Annotated in this window: 19 protein-coding genes; 2 read left to right on the forward strand and 17 right to left on the reverse strand. The window is 42.7% G+C overall.

The window, feature by feature from the left end; translation table 11 throughout:
- Window positions 1–42: 42 nt before the first annotated feature.
- The 4 genes from I3257_RS01995 to I3257_RS02010 form a co-directional block, all read right to left on the reverse strand.
- Window positions 43–870: an HAD hydrolase family protein gene (locus I3257_RS01995; protein WP_238048658.1), complete on the reverse strand. Its 828-nt coding sequence runs from the start codon at window positions 868–870 to the stop codon at window positions 43–45.
- 82 nt (window positions 871–952) lie between these two features.
- On the reverse strand, window positions 953–2,263 hold the full coding sequence (locus I3257_RS02000; protein ID WP_238048659.1) for a phosphoribosyltransferase domain-containing protein: 1,311 nt from the start codon (window positions 2,261–2,263) through the stop codon (window positions 953–955).
- A gap of 45 nt (window positions 2,264–2,308) precedes the next feature.
- Window positions 2,309–3,553 carry a trypsin-like peptidase domain-containing protein gene (locus I3257_RS02005; RefSeq protein ID WP_238048660.1) on the reverse strand — a complete coding sequence of 415 codons (1,245 nt, stop codon included), beginning with the start codon at window positions 3,551–3,553 and terminating at the stop codon, window positions 2,309–2,311.
- 87 nt (window positions 3,554–3,640) lie between these two features.
- Window positions 3,641–4,804 carry an ATP-grasp domain-containing protein gene (locus tag I3257_RS02010; protein WP_109589148.1) on the reverse strand — a complete coding sequence of 388 codons (1,164 nt, stop codon included), beginning with the start codon at window positions 4,802–4,804 and terminating at the stop codon, window positions 3,641–3,643.
- Between the two features lie 330 nt (window positions 4,805–5,134).
- Here I3257_RS02010 and I3257_RS02015 point away from each other — a divergent pair, with 330 nt between their 5' ends.
- Entirely contained in the window at window positions 5,135–6,406 is a 1,272-nt protein-coding gene (locus I3257_RS02015) for a TerD family protein (protein ID WP_238048661.1), read from the forward strand.
- A 133-nt stretch (window positions 6,407–6,539) separates the two neighbouring features.
- Here I3257_RS02015 and I3257_RS02020 read toward each other — a convergent pair whose 3' ends face one another.
- The 11 genes from I3257_RS02020 to queC all read right to left on the reverse strand — a co-directional run bounded on the left by I3257_RS02020 (window position 6,540) and on the right by queC (window position 18,865).
- Window positions 6,540–7,148: a TerD family protein gene (locus tag I3257_RS02020; protein ID WP_193007557.1), complete on the reverse strand. Its 609-nt coding sequence runs from the start codon at window positions 7,146–7,148 to the stop codon at window positions 6,540–6,542.
- Between the two features lie 67 nt (window positions 7,149–7,215).
- The gene (locus tag I3257_RS02025; protein WP_055123871.1) at window positions 7,216–7,968 is read right to left on the reverse strand and encodes a TIGR00266 family protein; all 753 of its coding nucleotides are present in this window, start codon (window positions 7,966–7,968) and stop codon (window positions 7,216–7,218) included.
- Between the two features lie 171 nt (window positions 7,969–8,139).
- On the reverse strand, window positions 8,140–8,715 hold the full coding sequence (locus I3257_RS02030; protein ID WP_045445372.1) for a TerD family protein: 576 nt from the start codon (window positions 8,713–8,715) through the stop codon (window positions 8,140–8,142).
- Between the two features lie 469 nt (window positions 8,716–9,184).
- Window positions 9,185–10,249, reverse strand: coding sequence for a DUF475 domain-containing protein (locus I3257_RS02035; protein ID WP_238048662.1), 1,065 nt, complete (start codon window positions 10,247–10,249; stop codon window positions 9,185–9,187).
- Window positions 10,250–10,523: 274 nt separating this feature from the next.
- The gene (locus tag I3257_RS02040; RefSeq protein ID WP_055123872.1) at window positions 10,524–11,099 is read right to left on the reverse strand and encodes a TerD family protein; all 576 of its coding nucleotides are present in this window, start codon (window positions 11,097–11,099) and stop codon (window positions 10,524–10,526) included.
- 286 nt (window positions 11,100–11,385) lie between these two features.
- The gene (gene rlmKL, locus I3257_RS02045) at window positions 11,386–13,689 is read right to left on the reverse strand and encodes a bifunctional 23S rRNA (guanine(2069)-N(7))-methyltransferase RlmK/23S rRNA (guanine(2445)-N(2))-methyltransferase RlmL (protein WP_238048663.1); all 2,304 of its coding nucleotides are present in this window, start codon (window positions 13,687–13,689) and stop codon (window positions 11,386–11,388) included.
- Window positions 13,690–13,917: 228 nt separating this feature from the next.
- Window positions 13,918–15,105: a mechanosensitive ion channel family protein gene (locus I3257_RS02050; protein WP_238048664.1), complete on the reverse strand. Its 1,188-nt coding sequence runs from the start codon at window positions 15,103–15,105 to the stop codon at window positions 13,918–13,920.
- A gap of 115 nt (window positions 15,106–15,220) precedes the next feature.
- Window positions 15,221–16,717, reverse strand: a complete 1,497-nt coding sequence (locus tag I3257_RS02055; protein WP_238048665.1) for a dihydrolipoyl dehydrogenase — start codon at window positions 16,715–16,717, stop codon at window positions 15,221–15,223.
- 177 nt (window positions 16,718–16,894) lie between these two features.
- Entirely contained in the window at window positions 16,895–17,392 is a 498-nt protein-coding gene (locus tag I3257_RS02060) for a peroxiredoxin (protein WP_238048666.1), read from the reverse strand.
- Between the two features lie 190 nt (window positions 17,393–17,582).
- Window positions 17,583–17,912 (reverse strand): hypothetical protein, encoded by a 330-nt coding sequence (locus tag I3257_RS02065; protein ID WP_045445384.1) that lies wholly within the window; start codon window positions 17,910–17,912, stop codon window positions 17,583–17,585.
- 236 nt (window positions 17,913–18,148) lie between these two features.
- Window positions 18,149–18,865, reverse strand: a complete 717-nt coding sequence (gene queC / locus I3257_RS02070; RefSeq protein WP_167541684.1) for a 7-cyano-7-deazaguanine synthase QueC — start codon at window positions 18,863–18,865, stop codon at window positions 18,149–18,151.
- Between the two features lie 430 nt (window positions 18,866–19,295).
- Here queC and ttcA point away from each other — a divergent pair, with 430 nt between their 5' ends.
- Window positions 19,296–20,453 carry a tRNA 2-thiocytidine(32) synthetase TtcA gene (gene ttcA / locus I3257_RS02075; protein WP_238048667.1) on the forward strand — a complete coding sequence of 386 codons (1,158 nt, stop codon included), beginning with the start codon at window positions 19,296–19,298 and terminating at the stop codon, window positions 20,451–20,453.
- Between the two features lie 153 nt (window positions 20,454–20,606).
- Here ttcA and I3257_RS02080 read toward each other — a convergent pair whose 3' ends face one another.
- A complete protein-coding gene (locus I3257_RS02080; RefSeq protein WP_087813718.1) occupies window positions 20,607–21,188 on the reverse strand; it encodes a FixH family protein in 582 nt (193 codons plus the stop codon).
- 335 nt (window positions 21,189–21,523) lie between these two features.
- Window positions 21,524–22,933: a cytochrome c oxidase accessory protein CcoG gene (ccoG, locus tag I3257_RS02085; protein WP_238048668.1), complete on the reverse strand. Its 1,410-nt coding sequence runs from the start codon at window positions 22,931–22,933 to the stop codon at window positions 21,524–21,526.
- Window positions 22,934–23,315: the final 382 nt, after the last annotated feature.

Raw genomic sequence — 23,315 nt, forward strand, 5'->3', positions numbered from 1 at the left:
AACGGCGGCGATTATTGTTTTTATTTAGGAGGGATTAAGTGTTTAGAATGATTGAGAGCTAAGTCGTTCATGTAACTGACCATGATTGGGCATACCATACCAGTCAAGCAGCTGTAAAAATGGTAAATCTGCCAAACTGTCACCAAAGCCAAAGCTTGGTCGTTGACTGTCTAAATGATTAGCTAACAAGAACTGTACCGCATGGCGCTTATGAACTGCGTGCGGCAATATCGCTAGATTATTCGCATTCACGTGCACATAAAAATCCTGCTCAAAGTCTCGTATTAACGTTGGCAGTTTTGCAGCGAGATCTACTAATGCTTGATGGTCTTTTTGCGCATGTTTGATAGCCAGATAAATGGTTAATTCTCTATCATTAGCGCCATTACTAAAGCTATCGATATGCGGTGTAAAGACCAGCTGGCTACTGTCATTTTTGCTGTGATTTGCGAATAGCTGGCTCAGCTGCTGCAATTTTTCTTGCAATGGCGCAAGCTTACTATACATATGCTGTTGCCACTGGGCTTGTAACATACCGTCTTTGTCAAGAATAATCGCGCCATGAGTCAAAACTTGCCAGCTATCAAAAGGCAGTTTAACACGCTGGATTTCACTACGGTCACGTGCCGTCACTACGATTAGATCAGTGCTAGCAAGTAGCCAGTTAAACAACGTGGCTTGGCGCTGACTCATAAAACTTAATGGCTCGCCTTGTTTGTCAACGGTTGCGCAAATTAAATTTTCAGCTTCAGTAGTTGGCAAATCCCATACGTCAATTTTACGCTGAGTTTGAAAGAGCGTATCGTCCAAATCCATCAGCGCGTAAGGCTTAACGATATCAGGATTGGCTTGAAAGAATGGGCTGGTCATAAAGGTGTCCGTAAGGGTTGAATGTGAAAAGCAGAGCGGGATTTAGAGGATAGTTGTAAGAGGACAGTTCTTATAAAATAATTTACAGCGTCGGACTCACCACCAATACATTCTCTAAACCTTTCCACATAGCATCAACGCTATCAGCGGACGTTTCCACACACAAGACAATCAAATCCCAATCGCTAGGTGCAACGTTATACGCAAAGTTGGTCATACCAAGTCCATAATTATCATTAAAACTTAGCATCGAGGTAATTGCGCCACCAAGCGCAATCGGTGAGCGGGTTAACGCACTAAAATTAACCGTATTCTTACTATTCTCTATATGCGTATGTTGCGCAAGCCATTCCGCCAATAAAAACGGCAACCAAACAAACTCATTACTGCCCAATACTAAGATACGCTGTGGCAACTGTTCTTTATCAAACGGCTCTTTCTCAGGTTGAGCTTGCTTGTTAAAAGCGTTAAAGGCAGTTTGAAACTTCAAAAGATAATCATCAAAACCATCTATACTATCTAGGGTCGGGAAGCGTCCCCAATTGCCAGTATTACCTAGCGCTTGACTGCCTGCTTCAGTTGTATCGACCGACGGCATCGTTATCGGTTCGGGATTGGGCGCATCCGTCCAAGTCCATGCACCAGACAGTAGATGATGACGTTGAAAGTGGATATTGGGCAGGCGTTTTGCGATTTGATCAGACACAGCTTCATTGGCATCGGCTGCATTCTGATTCTGGTTTAAAGACCAATCAACCAAAGTGGTAAGATGTACTTGCTCTAGTTGGTCAAGTCCTGCGTTACGAAGGGCAGTGACGACATTGACGCAAGTATTGCCCGTCGATGCTTCATCATCCACCATAATCAAGGTCTTGCTCGCTAGTAATTGCGCTTGGGTCGCTGTATCTGCACTTTGATAAATGAGATGCTGGCTGGCATGACTGTGGTCTTCGCTGAAAGTGGTTAATAAAGAGTCGCTGCTACTGTCCTTATTGTCATCATGTTGCGCATGACGCGTAGAGTTCAATAGTAAGGCATTGGAATAACGCGTTTGCAGCGCTTGGTGCACACCGGCAGATAAGCCAACCGCCGTCTCTGCCATACCGATGACTAAAATCGGCTCAGGCAAATCGCTAGGAACCAAATTCGCCAAGTCAGTAAAAGCATGACGCATGGTACTAGGAGCCACTGGAACATGACGACCTAATACTTTTGAGACAAACAAAAAGGCACGTTTTGGGTTAATGCGTTGTGCAAAGCCAAGTAAGTCTTCTAATTGATAATCGTTACTTGGTTCTGCCCCATTTCTCGTAGTGGCTGAATTGGTTTGATAGGTTAAATCAAGATTGCCGCGTGGTAGGGTAATGGTCGTGCTGTGTTGCTTATTTAACATTCATATTCCTTTGGACTTTCTTTTATATATAGTTACGTGTACTTCCTAACCTTCACAACCTACTAACCACAAAGCACCGCGACTTTGTTTGCTTAATTGCGGCGTAGTCAGCGGCGCAGCTGTCGTGCGTGACATGCCATATGAGCCAGATGAATTATCTAAACTGATTCCGGCGCTCGCGAGTAGGGCGGATAATAACTGAAATTTCACTGCATAGTTCATATTTTGTGCATGCTCATGGACGAGGCTGGACGTTACCATGCCGATAACTTCGCCAGTCGGCAGTAATAAAGGGCTGCCACTAGAGCCTGGCTGAATAGGCGCAGTAAATTGCAGATAGCGAATATCATCGCCAAACCCTGTCAGTCCTGAGATGCAGCCTTGCGTTACTTGTAATTGGCTACTCAATCCTGATAACGGAAATCCTAAGGTGGTGATGGTTTCACCCAAATTATCAGTACAACGCTGTGCTAAGGGTAAATAACTTGGCAGCGGCTCGATTACTCTAATAATGGCTGAATCACTACCGATATCGCTGAGTACCACTTGCGCTTCACGATCGGGCTGCCCTTGCTGACGCACACCAATCATCGCCGCCGATTCAATGACATGATAACAAGTCAGTAAATGATAGGGATCGATAGCAAACGCTGTCCCTGTCCAAGTTTCACCAGACTGAACTTGTCTGGGCGGACGTGCGTCACTGTTAGGATAACCTTGCTGCTGTGCGCGCTGGGCATCTTGGATAAGGGCATGCGTATCTGGCGGACGCATATCAAGGCTCACTTGTACATGATGCTCAAGACTTGCCAGTCCTTGGGTGGAGCTTTCACCAAGGGCGCGGCATTTGAATTGTCCATTGCGTCGGTATATCTCTAATATGATCGCTGCTTTGACATGGCGCTCACTTGCGGTAAATTCATAGCAAATATCGCCCTCATTGAGGGTTAAGTTTACTTTGCTCAATTCAACGGCAGGTAAGTTTAGGCTTGGCTCATGATAAACATAAGCAATCAGTTGTAAAAAGCTTGCACCTTGTTTATCAAACAATGCAGGCAAATCCAATTGCCATGCATTTGGATCATCTTTGCTATTGAGCTGCGCCCATTCCTTCGGTTCATGAAGATAAGCAGGACTACAAGCGGCTTTTCGATGCTCATCCAAAGGCAGCCATAGTAGCCCAAGCTGCTCGCCAAACTTTGACTGATCTGTCGTTGCAAAGGCGACCGAACAATTCGCTGTCGCGATGACCGTATTTGCCCCTAACACTAACGTGGTTTGTGCTGTCATCGTTTGCCTCTTATTGAATATATTCGGTTGCCATGGATGTATTATTGTCGATTCGTTGCCGTCAGCTTTTTATATTATTATTTTGACTTATTCAGTGATGTCTTCTTCAACCTTTACACCGACCATAATAGAGCGTACTTGGCAGGGGGTTATTTGTTGCGCGATATCAGCCAGTATCGGTTTATCGGTTAAGCCTAGCCAATAAGCAAATCCAACTTGGGTTAAATCCACACCGCTGTGGGTGGTGTAATCAATGCCACCAGAAGGGCGGCTATTAATCTCAAGCACACGGTGCTGACCGTCATCATCAGCTTTGGTTTGCACACTGACGATGCCATCGCAGCCAAAGGCTTTAATCAGTGGGATGACGACATCCATGACCGCTTGCTCGTAGCCGATATGCTGGATTTTCCCCGTTTTATAACGGGTGACGGCAGCCAGCACTTCGCCATATTCACAGACGACATCGATAGAGTACTCTTGCCCTGACAAATAAGGCATTAGCAGCATAGGAATAGGGCGCTCATGCACCATTAGGCTGTTTGCATAGGCATTGATAAATTGCGTGGTATTGATTTTTTTCTCTTCGGTAAAGTATAAATGCTCAAAGCTATCGTACAGTTCCCCATCATTTTTGGCTAAATCTAGTCGCCAAAATCCTTGTGCAAAGATACCCGTGACCGGTTTGACACATAACGGCTGATCACCATGCATGTCAAGTAACGCTTCAAGCTCTGCGACATTATCAAAGCGCCACGCCTCGGCAACGGGAATATCATGCTGATGACACTGCTGCATAAAGGCAAACTTATCATCTATTACTTCTAACGCTGCCCCACTCGTTGCACCCGTCAATAAACGAATACCAGCCGCGTCAAACGCCTCACGGTGGGCTTCGTAATCAATACCATTGCGCCCAGTGAGCAATACTTTTACGTTGTTTTTCTGCGCTTGTTCTAACACAAACTGCCACCGCGGCATCAATGGCTCAACAGATTCGAGCACGACTTGCTCATCGTTCTCTGCGGTGCTAGTAGAAGGCTCGCGGTAAACGCTGTCAGCAAATTCAAAAATCTCAGGTCTATTGTGGCGATGTGAAGCGATAATGTTGAACGGAGTATCAGCGTGATTTTTTAGGGTTTGCAGGCTGGCTAACATATCACGCTGGCTTGACTGACCTTCAGCTAACCAAACGGCAGGTGATGCGGCAGTTGATGTTATATGATCGTTATCGTTAGCAGGGGTTTTCATAATTCTCTCAGCATTATCGTAGGTTTTAGATATAATTGAATAATTCACTATCGTCATCGCAACACCATCAGGAATATAAGCAAGCCTCAAACAGCAATAAAAAAACAAGCCGTAATATTGCTAATAGTAGGGGCTATTATATACAAATGCTAAGCGTTATAAATGCTGCTGACAAAATAGCATGAAGGATTTGTAAAAATATTTTTTAGGGTCATTGGCACGCTATTGAACGGTCGTAAGCTTTAAATATCAGCGGCCATCCATGCTACTATATGACAATTATTAGCATAACAAACACACGCACATAATAAATAATTCAAAGGATGTATGATGAGCCAAATCCAACCCCAACAACTGATTGCTGGTGCCAATGCGCCACTGCCAACAGATCATATTAGCATTCGTATTTTAAGCCAAAGTGCGGTCGATTGCGCGGCATATCGCCTGACAACGGACGGTAAAGTACGCGGTGATGGTGACATGATATTTTATGGGCAGACACGTAGCGATGATGGCAGTGTGAGTTTCCGTGGTCATGATAGCGATGGGTTTTTTGATATTAATTTACCGGCGCAGCCTGCAAATATCGAGAAGATAGCATTAGCGTTTTCTAGCGCGCAGACGCTTGCGCAAGTTGGCGATGTCGATATTCAGGTATTGCAAGGCAGCCAAGTGCTGATGACTTGCCAACTAAGGGCAGCCGGACGTAATGAAAAAGCCATTATTTTAGCGGAATGTTATCGCCGCCAAGGTAGCTGGAAGTTTCGTTTTATTGCCCAAGGTTTTGAAGGTGGTTTAAAACCTTTGTCTGAGCATTTTGGTGTAGAGATTGCTGATGAAGCACCCTCTCAAAGCCCTGTACAAGACCAGTCACAAGGTCAAGCTCAACCCATCAATACGCAGAAAGCAGGTAGTGCACCTCAAACAAGCACGCCGCCGCCAATTCCTACAGCTTCTCCAAATCCGCCAATTAACCTAAGCAAAATTACTTTAACCAAAAATCAGTCTAGCATCAACCTAAAGAAACGTGATGACTTTGGTAAAATCTCTGTTAACTTAAACTGGAATCAAAATCCGACTGCCAATCAGCAAGCACACAAAAAAGGCTTGTTAGGCGATCTTTTCAAACAACATAAAGCGGGCGGTATTGACCTTGATGTTGGGGCGATGATTCATTTGAAAAATGGTGAAAAAACCTTGATTCAGGCATTGGGTAATCGCTTTGGTAGCTTAACATCAGCGCCTTACGTGTGTTTGCGTGCTGATGATAGAACGGGACAGGTGAGCGGCGGTGAGTGGCTAGATATCAACGGTCAGCAGTGGTCGCAGATAGAAGAGGTCTTTATTTTCGCTTTCATTTATGAAGGTGCGCCTAACTGGGCGAAAACCGATGGTGTCGTGACCATTCATGTGCCCGACCAACCCCCGATTGAAACGCGTTTGACAGAAGGTACGGGTAATCTACCAATGTGTGCCATCGCGCGTTTGGTCAACCAGCAAGGTAGCATCAACGTCGAGCGTATCAATCAATACTTCAAAGGGCATCAAGAGATGGACAAAGCCTTTAATTGGGGCTTTAGCTGGAAACGTGGTAGTAAATAACCGCTTTAAGAGTATTCTGTAATGTAAAAAAGCCAGCCCATCTATTATTAGATGGGCTGGCTTTTTTCAATGACGTTGTTTCAATGTTTTACTTTAACGGATGAAAGCTAATCTAGATAAAGCCTTGAATCCATTACGCATGCGGTGTAATAGCAGGCATCAAATCATGGAAGGTGCGACCAGAAGCCGTTTCACCGATAGCATGCATTTTCCACTCATTATTATGGCGATAGACTTTTGCCATAATCATCGCCGTATGCCCACCTTGCGCTGATAAATTGTAGCGCGCGACTTCCTGATTGTTATTGGCATTGACGATGCGGCAAAATGCATTTTCTACTGTTTCAAAGGTTTGACCAGTGAAACTATTGACCGTAAATACGAGAGAGACGACATTGGCAGGGATTTTTGAAAGATCGACATTGATAACTTCGTCGTCACCATCGCCGTCACCAGTGCGGTTATCACCAGTATGGACGATACTGCCATCTTTTGATTTCAGCTGACTGAACCAAATCGCATCGATGGCTTGTTTATTGGTATCAAACATTATGCACGAGGCATCTAAGTCAATCGAGTCGCCGCCGCTACCACCACCGAATAATTTGCCCAAGAACCCACCTTTTTTCTCTTGTGGTCCTTGCGCCACGTCCCAGCCTAGACCCAGTTTTACTTGGGTAAGCTCGCCGCCCGCTTCTTTGCTTAGGGAGATTTTCTGACCTTTTTGTAAGCTAACTGCCATTTGATTATCCTTATAATAGTTATTTGAAAATTATAGTTGGGTAAAAATCATAGTTGTTTTAAAAGCGCTATAAAATATTGCCAAGTAAGCCGCTATTGCCGCCGCGACCGCCTGAGCTAGTCCCTAAGACGCTTTGTAGCCAGCCTTGGTAGCTATCACGATTACGAGAGCAGATAATGACTTTGCCTGAGCCTGAGAAGTTTAAAACCATACCTTCGCCACTGGTGACCGAATTGATAATATTGCCCATGAAGCCTTTTTTCTTACTAGTAGCGACTGAGAGTTTGTATTCCAAACGCGAGTCCCAACAGACCACATGACCGTTATCAATGATGACGTCTTTACCAGGTTCGACATCAATCTCAAACAATGAGCCGAAACCCGATACCACTACCTGACCTTGACCTTGCGTCTGCATCACCATAAAGCCGCCAGTATCACCAAAGACGGCGCCACCTAGATTACGTTGAATCTTAGCCTTCACATCGACACCCGTTTGCGCCGCGACAAATGCGCCATCGCTTAAAGTATATTGCTGCGCACCGCAATCAATGATTTGCATATCACCGTCGAGCGTTGGCGCAAGTAAACAATCGCCTTCACCGTTCACGGCTTCAATCTGCTGTTGAAACAAGGATTCATCATTGGCAAAACGGCGCATAAGTGATTGCATCAGACCGCCTTGCAGCTTACCTTTTAGCTCAAGGTTTGATTCCATCATCACCATTGCATTGGCTTCACAATAGATGGAGTCGCCTTTTTTGAGGTTACAATGAAGAAATGGTTCAATGGTACCGATCAAGCTAAATGTGGCGGTCATAGGGTGCGAATCCTTATATCAGTATTCTATATGTTTGTAAGTCATGTCTGTAAGTCGGCTTAACCATAGATTTTCGCTAGCCTATTACTTTTAAAGCCATCAAATGCGATAGTAGGGCACACTTGATGGCTTTTCGGGCTTATATTATTAGCGCTAAATGTTAGTCAGCTCTTAAACATTAACGCCATAAGAAGCCGCTAATGGTCCAAGACCACCGCTGAAGCCTTGACCAACGGCACGGAATTTCCAGTCACCACTATGGCGATACAATTCACCAAAAATCATCGCAGTTTCGGTACTACCGTCTTCTGATAAGTCATAACGTGCGATTTCAGCATCGCCATTGTCATTAACAACACGGATGTAAGCGTCACCCACTTGACCAAAGTTTTGATTGCGGCTTTGACCTTCATAAATAATCGCACAGATAGCGACTTTGCTCACGTCAGCTGGAATGCTAGCAAGATTGATTTTGATTTTTTCATCATCGCCGTCGCCTTCACCAGTACGGTTATCACCTGTGTGCTCAACCGCGCCATTGTCTGACTTTAAGTTGTTAAAAAAGATGAAATCTTGGTCATTACGTACTTTGCCTGCTTCATTGACCAAAAAGCCAATTGCATCTAAGTCAAACTCTTGACCGTCAGTAGCACGTGGATCCCAGCCAAGACCGACTGTAATATTGGTTAAACCCGGCGCTTCTTTTGATAAGTTTACGTTGCCGCCTTTTGTTAAGCTAATAGCCATATAAATATCCTTTTGATTAATAATTGAGTGGATTGAATGATAAAAAAAATAAACTAAAATAGTGCAGTGGTCGATATATAAATGTAAACAATGAATAAATTTACTCGTATGCCACGCCCTGCATATCATTACGATTTACTATACTAAGCGATTGCTTACTAAGCAAGGCGTATTTTGTGTGATTACGATATGATTACTAAGGGACATATCAATGCTGCAAGTCTGATACTTTTTAACCGTCCGAGCAACAGTCGTTAAGGTGTTGTTATCAAAAAGTAAATTAGATCGTCAGGCAGTGCAACATAAAAAAGCACTTATTCAACGGGTATCAAATAAGTGCTTTAAAGCAAAAACGGGTCATACCAACTGCTTTGGTACAACCCGTCTATTTTTAAACTAACTTTATCTATCCACTTTATACTATTTGATATTAAAAATTTTTGCTTGGGTTTTTAACATCGAACGAGCATCAAGTAATTGATTTGGCTTCTCGCTTACGATAATTGAGTGAAGCGACAAACGCCCAACCAATAAAGGTAATACCAATCAGACCAGTGATAAGCTCTGGTACATGGAATTTCACTGATAGCAACATGATGATAGCTAAAGCACCGATAGCATAATGCGCGCCATGCTCAAGATAGACATATTCATCAAGGGTGCCTTTGTCGACCAAGAAGATAGTCATCGAACGTACGAACATCGCACCAATAGCCAGACCTAGCATGATTACGATTACGTCATTAGTAATCGCAAATGCGCCAATCACGCCATCGAAACTGAATGAGGCATCAAGGACTTCTAGATATAAGAAACCGATAATACCACCTTTCATAATCGCGCTAGTTGCAGCACCAGTACTATTACCTTGAGCATCTAATTCTTCTTCAAGGTCACCCTCTAACATACCAGAGACCACTTGTACGCCAAGGTAAACTAAGATACCCCATACGCCAGCGATTAGAACCGCAGCTGATTGCTCAGGCTTGGCAAATGATACGGCAATCATCAAGACGATAAGCGCGACAAACACGCTCATGGCATCGACTTTGCCTAATTTTGCCAGACGGCTCTCAAGCCAATCGAACCAGTGTACTTCTTTTTCATCAAAGATGAAGTTTAAGAAGACGAGCAACAAGAAAATACCACCAAATGCTGAGATTTCGGCATGATGCGCCAATAGTCTGGCTGAGTATTCTTTAGGATCGTTCAATGCCAAATCTATAACTTGCATCATACCAAGATCAGCGGTAACCGCGACGATGACAATAGGGAATACCAAACGCATACCAAAGACGGCGATTAAAATACCTACCGTTAAAAATATCTTTTTCCAAAAATCGTCCCAGCCCTTAAGGACTGAGGCGTTGACCACCGCATTATCAAACGATAATGAAATCTCCATGACGGCCAAAATAGCGGTAATAGATAGGGTGGTTATCATACCGCCCATACCGCCATGTGAATATCCCCACCATGCCGCGACCGCTAGGGCGATGGCTGTGAAAATAAAGTCTAAATAAAAATGTCTCATGACACATCCTGTCTGGTTGCATAAAGCTAAGGTCGGCCTACTATAGGCGCAAACCACAAAAAAAGCGGTTATCGCTAACCACTTTTTTTGCATAATTCTAAACGAAACATAAAGCATTACTAGTCATTTAGCTATGAATAATTGTGACTATTTTGCAACCATATTTTACAGCCATTATCATTGCTAATGGTGAGTACAAATAGAGGGCTAATACTTGCTTTATATTTTGAGTTTAATGGTCATATAGTAGTCTAAGCATGAATAAGTTATCACATTAGATAACAACGCCATACTGTTGACACATGGCTTGCAAGCCGCCTGAATAGCCTTGACCAACGGCGCGGAATTTCCATTCACCGTTGTGACGATAGACTTCGCCAAATACCATTGCTGTTTCAACAGAGTAATCTTCTGCCAAATCAAAACGTACCACTTCAGTACCTGTCTCTTCATTCACGACACGAATAAAGGCATTGGCAACTTGACCAAAGTTTTGACTACGAGCCGCCGCATCATGAATAGTAACAGTGACGACAATTTTATCCACATCAGCTGGGACTTGGGTGAGGTTTACTTTGACGACTTCATCATCTCCATCACCTTCGCCAGTGCGGTTATCACCAGTATGCTCAACCGCGCCATTATCAGACTTAAGCTGGTTATAGAAAATGAAGTCATGGTCGCCGCGTACTTTACCTGCCGTATTCAGTAAAAACACACTGGCATCAAGATCAAACTCAGCACCAGAAGTTGCGCGTTCATCCCAACCTAGACCGATAAGTAACTTCGTTAAATTTGGGTCAGTCTTGGTGAGCGATAAGTTACCGCCTTTATTAAGTGATAATGCCATGGTGTTATCCTTGTTATTAGAGTGATTAAGGGTTTGATAGTTAAGTTATATAAATAAAAACAATCGCAATAGTGGGATTAAAGCGCTCGTAAATATACGCTTCACGGTTGCTTAGCTATTACTTAGCTATTACTTAGCTATTACTTAGTGACGCTCTATCATAGCAACAAAAAATGACCCAATCAAAGCCGATTGGGTCATTGTTATGTGTACGACAAGACTGACTATAAAAGATGGCGTCTAAATGCGGTAGTTAACCTTTATATCCATCTATAAACCTAAATTATCATCCCTGACGATGACGAATCTCAAAACTTTGATGAATAGGTTTTTTAATATCAAAATCAAAACCAATGGTTTTTTGCGTGATATCGACAATATCATAACGCTCAGTTAGCTGCTCATCGAGCTCAAAGCGGGTAAAGTTATTTGAAAAATACAAAATCCCGTCAGAGGTCAAGCGGTTCATCGCACGATTAATGAGGGCAGAGTGGTCGCGCTGCACATCAAAGGTACCTTGGAACTTTTTCGAATTCGAAAAAGTCGGTGGATCGATAAAGATGACATCAAATTGTTCAGTATTGTCTTTAATCCATTCAAAGATATCGGCTGCGACGAATTGATATTTATTGCGGCTAACGTCCAGACCATTTAATACAAAGTTCTGCTTGCCCCAGTCTAGATAGTTCTGTGACAAGTCAACGCTGGTGACTTTTTTCGCGCCAGCAAGCGCCGCATGCACACTTGCAGTACAGGTATAAGCAAATAAGTTCAGTACGGATTTATTACGACTGTTGTCTTTGATACGGGCACGCATATTACGGTGATCAATGAACAAACCCGTATCTAAATAGTCCGTAAAGTTGACGTAAAAATAAGCACCATCTTCACGTGCAACATGAAATTTACCACGCTTTTCTGTGGTGTTTTGTTTGCTATATTGGTCATTACCAGACTGGCGTGCACGGGTTTTGATAAATATTTGTTCACGGTTAATACCAAAAACTTCACGAATACCCATTAATGCCAAGTTGAAGCGTTTTTTAGCCGTCTCAGGTGGAATGGTTTTTGGTGGCGCATATTCTTGCACGTGCACATAGTCGCCATATAAATCGACGGCGACTTTGAAGTCGGGCAAGTCAGCATTGTAAACGCGCAAATTACTAACCTTGTCTTTTTTAGCCAACTTCTTCAGCTTGGACAGGTTTTTTTGCAAGCGGTTGATAAAGTCTTGTCCCTCTTCCACTTCAATCTCACGTTTTTCGAAGCGACTAACGAGATTGCCCGTTTGTCCCGCAATCAACGTGCCATAGCGGAAATAAACGGTGATAGCACCATTATGACAGCGTAAGGTTTTTGGTTCTTTGATAGGTAAGATATCAACTTGCTCAACATTAGATGCCAATATGCCAAGCATCGGGTCGATGCCGCTACCAGCAAAGCTGTCTTGCAAAATAAGCCCAATCGCCTGATATAACGGCTTAATCATCTCTTCGTCACCCAAACGCTCACCATAAGGTGGGTTGGTGATGATTAGAGGATTGTTCAATCGACCGTCATCGACTAGTGGCTTCAGAATAGTGCTCAGTTGGTCAAGCGCACGCGTCTCAAGATCAAGCAGTGGTAGTAAATCTTGCAAACCTGCGGCAATCAGGTTTTTCTCTGTTGCTAAAATCGCGCCGCTATCGGCATCAAAACCCAAAATCAGCGGTAATGTATCTGGTTGCTCATTGGCAATTGCTAAGGCTTCGCGGAAACGTGTCTGGGCATCATCGATCATCTGTTGCCATAAGGCATCGTCATGATGCTGCCATTGGTAAAAACCAAATTGATTGGCGGCTTTATCGATACCCACAGCATAATCGCAATGCATGAGTAGTGCTTCAATAATAAAGGTGCCAGACCCACACATTGGGTCAATTAGCGCATTATAAAAAGGTGCATTGCCAGCTTCATTTTTCTTGTGCCAGCCTGCACTATATAGTAGAGCCGCTGCCAAGTTTTCTTTGAGTGGCGCTTCAGTCATTGCCACACGATAACCACGGCGATGCAAACTGGTACCTGATAAATCCAAATACAGCTCAGCTTGCTTATCATTCACGGTTGCAAATATAGAAAAGTCTGGATTTTTACTATCGACGTTAGGACGGCTGTCGTAAACTTCATTGAACGTATCTGCAATCGCATCTTTGATACGTAGCATCGCAAACTGTTGACTGACGGCGACACGCTTGTCGACCGACAGACGAATGGCAAAGGTTTGCTCTAAACTAAACTGCTCAATCCAATTGACCGATTTTGCCAAGCCATAAAGTTGCTCAGCCACATCGTATTCGGCATTGATGTTTTTGCGTTTAATGAGCATTAATACCCGCGAGGCGACACGTGACCACAAACAAATACTATATAAGTCACTCAAAGTACCAGTAACTGCCAGACGGCCTGTACTTTTGATTTCACTTGCAATACCAAAACTTGTCAGCTCAGTTTGGAGTGGTGCCTCAAGCCCATCGGCACAGGTGATAATAAGGTCAAGCGACAATTCTGGTGAAGCTGCTGTTAGAGGTGCGGGCGCGGTTGTTTCGGTCATACGGATACCTGTGGGCTAAATTGATAAGTAATGCACATCATAAAATAAGATGTTTAACCGCCGATTTTACCATAATTCAAGGCAGGATGGTTTAAAGTGGTGGTGTTTATCAAAGAGAGATTCAGCAATGTCATCTTTCACAAAATCATGCTTATCATACTAAAGATGAAAACCTTAAGCCTAAAAATTGTGGGATAAATTGCTCAAGAGATAAATAATATAATGAGCTTATTTATCCGTTTTGCTCAGTGGTGGTGTTTCTGACACGACCTGCGTTGTAGTCGCAAAAGGTTTAGTGGCAATAGGATAATCCACATCCTTTGGCATCAGCAGACGCATATGAGGATAAGGAGTAGAAATATTAGCGGCATCAAAGGCACGCTTGATATCTTCTTTTAGACCTTCTTTAATTTTGGGCATGCGCGCGACAGCGGCAGGCTTGACCCAAAAACGCACTATAAAGAACACTCCGTATTCACCAATTTCATCCACGGTGGCCGAGGTTTCAGGACGGCTGAGTACCACATCGGTGTCAGTAAGCACCTGCAAAATTTCCTTGCGGGCAGTATCGACATCATCTTCAAAGGCGATACGCACACGAATATCGAAACGTATGAAGTTCTTGGAGGTTAAATTGGTCACCTCAGAGGAGGCCACGTTAGAGTTGGGAATAATGACGGTGATGTTGTCTCGCGTCAAAATATGGGTGGTGCGTAACGCAATGAGTACGACGCGACCCTCGTTGTCATTGATATGAATCCAGTCGCCAACCTGAAAAGATTGTTCGAGTAAAATGGTAATACCTGCAATGAAATTAGCAAGCGTTGACTGGGCAGCAAAACCGACTGCCAAACCCACAATCCCTAAACCTGCGACCAATGAGACGATATCGAAACCAAATTGCGCCATGACGCTGGCAAGTCCGAGTACCAATAGCAGCACTGACAAGATGTTTTGAAGCAGCTGCTCTATAGAAGCATTGAGACCATAATGCTGTAACACCTTATGGATAATCTGTCCAGATGACGCCCAAAGTACATAATAAATACCCGCCCATGTACTGGCTTTTGCAGTAGCTTTGATAGTCTCTGGTTCAAAATAAATCTGACTCATAATGGCAATCAAGCTGGCAACTATCCAGATATAACGCAAGACTGAACGGACAATCTTAGTACGGCGCTCATTCAGGCGGATTTTTGTCCTACTTTGCTTAAGGATATAAATGGCAAGCCAATAAAAAAATCCCAACACTGCCAGCAGTATTAGGATTTTGATGGCAGTACTAGCGAGCTCTACCGCTTGAGACGACCAATCAAGTGACTCTTCATCGACAGAGCCGCCAAGCGCAAGGTAGAGGCTAGTATGCAGGTCACGAACAATCTCTTTAAAAAAATCAGTAATACTAGCGATTGCCATTTTTTGGTCCATGCAGAGTTTTTAAAGTACCTCAAGTCGTCAGTGCTACCAAACACAACATGAGTGATGATTAATACGACACATCCTTGTTTTGAAAGTGTAGCTGAGCTGATGCTTAAAAGCTATCTTCCTGTGTGTCTTGGTACTGATAAGGTATTGCCATTTTGTGTTGAACATCGCGTAATGCGGTACGTAAGCCCTCTAATATCGTAGGATGATAAAAAGGCGTATCGAGCATGGCCTTAACACTCAAATCATTGGTAATCGCTGCCGCTAAAATGTGTCCGATATACTCGGCATCAGGACCCACCATACTAGCGCCTAAGATTCTATCAGTTTTTTTACAGCCATAGATATGTAGCAGGCCACAGTTGACGCCCATCACGCGACTACGGCCTTGATTGTCGAAGCTGACGCTACCGATGACATATTCTAAGTTTGTATCCTGTTGAATGTCTGGTAGAGACATGCCGACGTTAACGATTTGTGGTGAACAAAAAACAATCGAGAAGGGCGTGGCGGGCGGGCGAATATGAGCGGCGTCTTCATTCTCGCAGACCATACTTCCAGCGCTATAGCCTTCATCACTGGCCACATGCAATAGTGGAAGGTTGGCGTTAGCATCACCAACGATATAGACATCTAAATCACCAATCTGACCTGTTTTTTTATTCAAGTGCTTTGGACGGTCTTTGTCGTCAAGCTCAACGCCTAAATGCTCAACTCCCAGCGGTTTGATATTATTGCGGCGACCAGTCGCAACCAGTACATACTCACCTTGCCATTGTTGCAACTCTCCAGCACTGTCTTCATAATCAATGAACGCGGCTGAATGGTCATTATCCGTGGCTGTTTGCACGCCGACATCGTTGATTTTGCTACCCAAATGCATGGTCAATTCGCGGCTTAAGCAATCGATAGCTTTGTTATTGATATCATCGTCTTTGAGACCTGCAACACGTTTGACACGATTAAACAAAGTTACTTCTACGCCTAAGCGTTTAAAGGCTTGCGCAAGCTCTAATCCGATAGCACCTGTACCGACGACGGCCATTGTTTTTGGTAAATTTGTGAGCTCAAAGATCGTATCAGAGGTGAGCATGGCGTCACCAAGCTTATCTGCCCAGCCATCTGGAATAAATGGAGAGCTGCCCGTGGCGATAATGATTTTGTCAGCGGCAATCAGCGCATCATTGACTTCAATGAATCCTTGGTTATTGATATGAGCGCGTCCTGAGATTTTTTTGTGATCAGGCCAGCTATCTACTTGAGCTTTGATGTAGCTAGCAAAATGAGCACGCTCGTCCCGAACGCGCTGCATGACTTGCTTGCCATCTATCTGGACAGTGGCATGGATGCCAAATTCAGCAGAGTGATTGGCTTCATACGCGCGATCAGCGGCGGCAATCAATAATTTACTTGGCATACAGCCGACCGCGATACAAGTGGTCGTCCAGAATCCATCGTTAATAATAACAACATCATCATGGGTTTTACTGGCTTGACGAAAAGCATTTTGCCCAGCAGTACCTGCACCGATAACGGCAACAGATACTTGGCGAGTAGCTTTGGATGCTGTGTTATCCGCTGCAGTATCGGATTGTTTATTCATATGATTCTCAAGTTATAAGATGTTTAGTATTCAGGGCTGTTTTTTAGATAAGTTTTTTAAGAGATTGCTCTAAAAAATTATTAAAAAACTACTTTTAGCCTCTGATATCCAGCGTTTATTGTAATGATTATTAGCGTCTATTTTAAAATGCTTTTTTATGACTCTTGGTTTTATTGGTTAAGGTGCTAAAGTTTCAAGCAAACGTTCAGTGTAGCCTTTGGCACGTAAATTTCGCTGAGCATGAGTGAGCGTGCCATCTTTGTCAAAGACAAAGGCTGAACGGACCAGCCCTAAGCTGATTTTTCCATACATATTTTTTTCTTTAATAACGTCAAAGTATTGGCATAATTTTTCGTCAGTATCGCTGATAAGGGCAATGTTTAAATCATATTTGGTGATGAATTTCTCATGAGATTCAACACTATCACGTGAGACGCCGATAATGTCATAGCCTAAATCATCAAACTCATGAAGATGAGCAGTAAATTCGGTTGCTTGAGTGGTACAGCCTGGCGTACTATCTTTTGGATAAAAGTACAGAATAAGCCCCTTATCAGTATTGGCAATCATCTCTTGGAGATTGATTTCATCATGGATAAAGTTGCCGGCAAGCTTTCGTACTATCGTCACTGGAAAGTCAGGTAAGGTTAGGTTTTCTGTGGTTGGTTTTGCCATTATAAAATCCTTATTCGTTTTTGTTTATGTCAGTACTTATATCAGTGCTTATGTCGATTGATAATCTATGCTGTGTGCTTATTATAAGCAGATTAGTAGCGATTCATAATCAGTTTTACACTTTGCGCCTGTATTGACAACAAAAAAGACTGGCAATAGCCAGTCTTTTGTATATCAAACGAGATGTGTATTATGCTGGTTTTTGTGGCTGTTTTAAATCTAAGCCAACAGTGCATTGCTGCAAATCTTTTTGCATTTTTTTGACGTAAGGCAGTCCAGACGGATCTTTTTTGTCTTGGGCATAGCTCTCAATCTCCCACATCTGACCGATAGTCATGTTGCTACGCACACCAATAGTGCAATTGCATAGTTTGGTCGCATCGCCTTTGTCAGCAACTTTATATTTGACCGCACCATTAACGCAGGTATTGATGTTATTTTGCTTAATATCGGCAGCGTTTGCTTGTGGCATCACAAAAATGGCAGCTAAAGCTAGGGGTAATAATGGCAACAACTTCATAAATATCCTCTTACGGGTAACATCAATTTTCTAAATTTTGTACTCAAAGTCAAGCAAAAGTACTCATAGTTCGTTGACTAATGTGGTTACTTATATCTTATGATAAATGCAATCGCTCATACCATAACAAGTATGTGAGTTAAAATACAACGGCGGTGTGCTGTGTTAATGCAAGCGAATGTTTCGCTAATGTTGATTGCTATCACGCTTTTATGCAAGTGCAATTCTATCATTAACTAAGATTGATAATGGGTTGGGTCAGTGATGCCCGCCTGAGCAAATCCTTGACGGCGTAAGGCACAGCTGTCACATACACCGCAAGCAAGTCCTTGTGCATCGGCTTGGTAGCAAGATATGGTTTGCCCATAATCGACGCCCAATGACAATCCAAGCTCAATGGTTTTTGCTTTTGACAGTTGCTGTAATGGTGTTTGAATGGATAAGTGATGACCGGTAACGCCTGCTTTGGTGGCAAGATTGGCCATATGCTCGAAGGCGGCAATATACTCTGGACGACAGTCGGGGTAGCCTGAGTAGTCGACTGAGCTGACGCCAATGACGATATGATTGGCATCGGTCACTTCAGCAACGGCTAGCGCATAAGACAAAAATATCGTATTACGCGCAGGCACATAGGTGTTGGGAATAGCGTCGTTATCAATCTCATCACGCTTTTTATTGGGGAACTTATCCGTATCGCCATCAGGAACAATCATACTGTGATCTGTCAGCGAAGAGCCACCAAGCTGAGCGATATCAATATCAATGATTCTATGATTGACCTCGGCAGTCTCAGCGATGGCTTTTGCCGCGACCAGTTCGCTATTGTGGCGTTGACCATAGTTAAAACTGACCGCAGTCACCGACGCATAACGTGCCTTGGCCCAATACAAACAAGTCACCGAATCAAGCCCACCTGACAGCAGCACAACGGCATTTTGGCTTTTATGCAGAGCATTTAAGTCAGTATCGAAGGCTTGATTATTAGAGGTACTTTGCGAAGTAACATTAGTCATAGTGGTATCTATTATTGGTTTGCGAAATGGGTTTGCGAAAAACGCCTATTTTAGCAAAAATACGCTCATTACAGAACCACGAAGCCATGATAAATACGATATGAAACCTTAATTAGCTCAAAAGAGAAATTTGTTTATAAAAGGGTGGAGCTATCAGCAGTGCTATGGTTGAATGTTCAGCATGCCCTAAGCTAAGCCATAAAAAAGACTGAATATTTAATCTGATAGTTTAATCTCATCTTTTCAATCTGTTAGCAAATTTTGTTATAATCGCTGCTTTTAAAGCCACTGTGCTATTACCTCCTTGCTAAAGGCTTTATCCTTCCATTTTTTAGCAAAATTCCCTTGTAAAGATATTGAGTAACTTATGACCGCAGCAACCTTGTTTACGCCACAAATTACGCCTGAAATCGATGATATGTCAGCTGATACAGGTTTGGATAATCATGCTTGGGACACTGATGGTGATAGTATGGAATATGAGGATGTTGCTGACGATCATACAAATGAAGACAGTATCGCCGCTGCACCGTCAACGTCTACTGAATCAGCAGAGTTCCGCAAACTACAAAAGAAGCTGCGTAGACAAGTCTCTTGGGCGATTCGTGATTTTAATATGATCGAAGACGGCGATGTGGTCATGGTCTGTGTTTCAGGTGGCAAAGACAGCTATACCTTGCTGGATATTTTACTATTACTCAAGCGTATCGCCCCGATTAACTTTGATATCGTCGCGGTCAATCTCGATCAAAAGCAACCCGGTTACCCTGAGGATATTTTGCCAGCGTATTTGAACGAGCAGGGCATTGCTCACTATATCTTAGAAAAAGACACTTATAGTATCGTTAAGAGCGTGGTGCCAGAAGGCAAAACTTATTGCTCGGCGTGTTCACGTCTGCGCCGCGGCTCGTTATACGGTTTTGCTAAGCAGATTGGCGCAACCAAAATTGCGCTGGGTCATCATCGCGATGATATGTTGGCGACTTTCTTTTTGAATTTATTTCATGGCGGCACTCTTAAATCGATGCCACCGAAATTGCTCAGTGATGACAAGCAAAACCTACTTATTCGCCCATTGGCTTATGTCGAAGAAAAAGACATCATCGAATATGCTCGCTTAAAAGAATTTCCAATTATTCCGTGCAATTTATGTGGCAGCCAAACCAACTTACAAAGAGCCATTATCAACGATATGTTGCGGGAATGGGATAATGCTCATCCGCAGCGTTTGGCCTCTATTTTTAAAGCCATGCAAAACGTCGCACCGTCGCAACTAGCAGACCGTGAATTGTTTGATTTTGAGCAGTTAAGTCTTGATCGTGATGACAATGAGCGTTTGTTTGAAGGAGATAACATTCAAGCTGGGCAGACCGAGAGCTTGGCTGAAATTGGCTTACCTGTATCGCCAAAAACCCAAGCGTTCAATCCGAAGTTCGATAGTAATCTGCTTTCGACAGAGTCGGATAATTCAGCAGAAAACAAGCATACGAATCAGAAAATTCCAACAATAAATCCTGTTATTTAACGATTCGCTTATTCGATAATATTAAGTGACATTTATAAAAAATAGCATAAACCGTTAGTGTAAAAAACCAGCTCATTATTGATAAATGGCTGGTTTTTTTATGTATTAATAAATTGAATATTAACCATGTCTATAAAAGTAGTTTCTATAAAATCAACTTTCTGCAAAAACAGGTAATGGGTCAAAGCTAACTTTTGAACGTGGTAATTTCGCCACATCTTGCATGCGCCAGTCATCTTTACCATCACTACTTACTTGTAGATAATATTTTGCTTTTAGAGGATCTATATCTACCTGCGCACTGTATTTATTGCCTTCGACATGTTGAAGTACGACATCGTGATCTTTTTTGATATCGGTTGCATGCGAGATAGACAGATCTAGTTTTTCAGGATAAGCCAAAGGATTACCATTCAGCAGTTTACCTGATTGCAGACTCTGTTCAGGATAATTTAGATAGAATACAACATCACCATTATCTGCAAACTGCATTTCGCCGTGCAAATCTAAGTCATAAGTCAATTTGTCACGTGACACATCATGATAAAGCGTCTTACCATCCATATACCAGTCGTCACGTACCACGCTATCCCGAATTTGATAAGAGTAATAAACAAAAAAGATACAGGCCACTACGACAAATGCTGGCATGCCAATAACAAAAATAACCACCATGTAATTCTTATACCATGGCTGAGTATCTTGATGCTTAAAATTTGATGCTGGAGTAGACATAAAATACCTATTAATCAGATATCTGTTTATCAGATATCTATAAACTGTATCAATGGATAAGCTGACAGCGAAACAGCTGCCAGTTTAATGATAAATCGTCCACCTGCTAGCCACTGACTCACAGGTAAAATATAGAATTATATACTAGGGCGTGTCTTCAATCTGAAAGAAAGCACCTAAATAGATTAAAAATGGTTAAATTTTGCCAAACTACTGGTTAATATGCCGATATTATCTGCACTATTTTCCCAGTTTGGCTGCCATTTATCTCATTTCTATTACCACTTTTAAAATGAGGACGCGCCCTAGCTAAGCTATCAATCGCTTATAAAAACCTACTGCCCTTGAGTAGTAAATACGTTTTGTTTACTAACTTTATACTGACCATCTTCACTGGTCACATTTAGGGTCACTGACGTTTGTTCAAAATCGATAACCTTAGGATCGCCATAAATACTCACAGGCATATCAAAGCTTTCACCTGCTTCTAATGGTACATCATTGAATCGCAGCGCCAAGCTCAAACCTTCTTGTGGAGCAAGGGTTATTGTATAGGTATGCGGCTCTTGTGTCTTATTAGTCAGCTTGACGATATAGCTGTTTTCAATCATGCCTTGATTATTCACTGAAGACAACTGATTACGGTCACGGCGAATATCAATCTCTAAGGGTACACGGTCCGTCAACGCATAAATAACGCCACCACATAAAATAGTAATAACGGCTAAATAAGCAAATAGACGTGGACTGATGACGCGGGTATTTTCTTTTTCTGACAACTGTCGTTCTGTCGTATAACGAATGAGTCCACGTGGATACCCGACTTTATCCATAATTTCATTACAAGCGTCAACACAAGCCGCGCACTGTATACAAGCGACTTGCAAACCATCTCGAATATCAATGCCAGTCGGACATACCTGCACGCACATGGTGCATTCAATACAGTCGCCTAAATGTTCAGGATGAGTGCCTTTTTTTCGTGCCCCGCGAGGCTCACCGCGCTCATAATCATAAGATACGACCAAGGTATCTTTGTCAAACATGACACTTTGAAAACGACCGTATGGGCAGATTTGGATACACATCTGCTCACGCATATAACCTGCATTGACGTAGGTAGCAAAGGTGAAAATAAACATCGACACCCATACCCATGTTGGCCAATCAGGAATAGGAACAAAACCAATGGTTTGCCAGCTTTGATATAAATAATCTGTGCCAGCGACGTAACTGACAAAGGTTGCCGCGGTAATTACTGAAAATACCAACCAAATAAAATATACCAAAGAACGTTTAAAGGCTTTTTTTGCGCTCATCGGTTCTTTGTCAAACTTGATACGTTTGTTGCGATCGCCAATGACCCATTTTTCAACATATTGATAAAGATGTGTCCAGATCGTCTGAGGGCAGGCATAGCCACACCAAACACGCCCCGCATACACAGTCACCATGAATAAAGTGAATGCGGCAATAATCGCAAAGGCGGCAATGAAGTAAAAATCTTGGGTCAAAAAAGTCATGCCAAAAATATAGTAATGCTGCGAGGGAACATCAAGCCATATTGCTTGCCTACCATTATAACGTAACCATGGCAACAGCAGAAAAGCGGCTAAAAGCGCATACATCGTGACGACACGAATGTTTTGATAAAAACCGGTGACAAACCTAGGGTGAACTCGATGCTTGGTCGCATCAAGGTCAATTTGCTGTACAGGGATTTTATTGGGTTGTGGTGCTGACATAAACGTGCCTCTTTTAAAAAAGAATCAGTTTGCTGGCATGATGAACAAACATCTTTAATCATCAGATGTATGAGTGTGTGATGTTATCAATGTCAGTAAGTAGCGGATAAAATATTGAACAGAAAAATATTTTAACCCATCTACCAAATGATCGATTGCAAATAGCTTAATGAGAATGGATGAATATCTTCTAAATTCGCCACTAATAAGTGGTTTTTAGGTATTATCATTTTAGCATTCTCCCTATTATAAATGGGGTAATAATCTTAAAAACCAATCAATATATCAGCATAATGATCGATATATTGGTCGTGCTCTATGCAGTATTAAACCGCGTTTCATTTACCACTCAAATTTTGACAATGCGGTAGCAGTCAATAAA

The organism is Psychrobacter sp. Ps7 (genome assembly GCF_022129225.1).
Lineage (GTDB): Bacteria > Pseudomonadota > Gammaproteobacteria > Pseudomonadales > Moraxellaceae > Psychrobacter > Psychrobacter immobilis_A.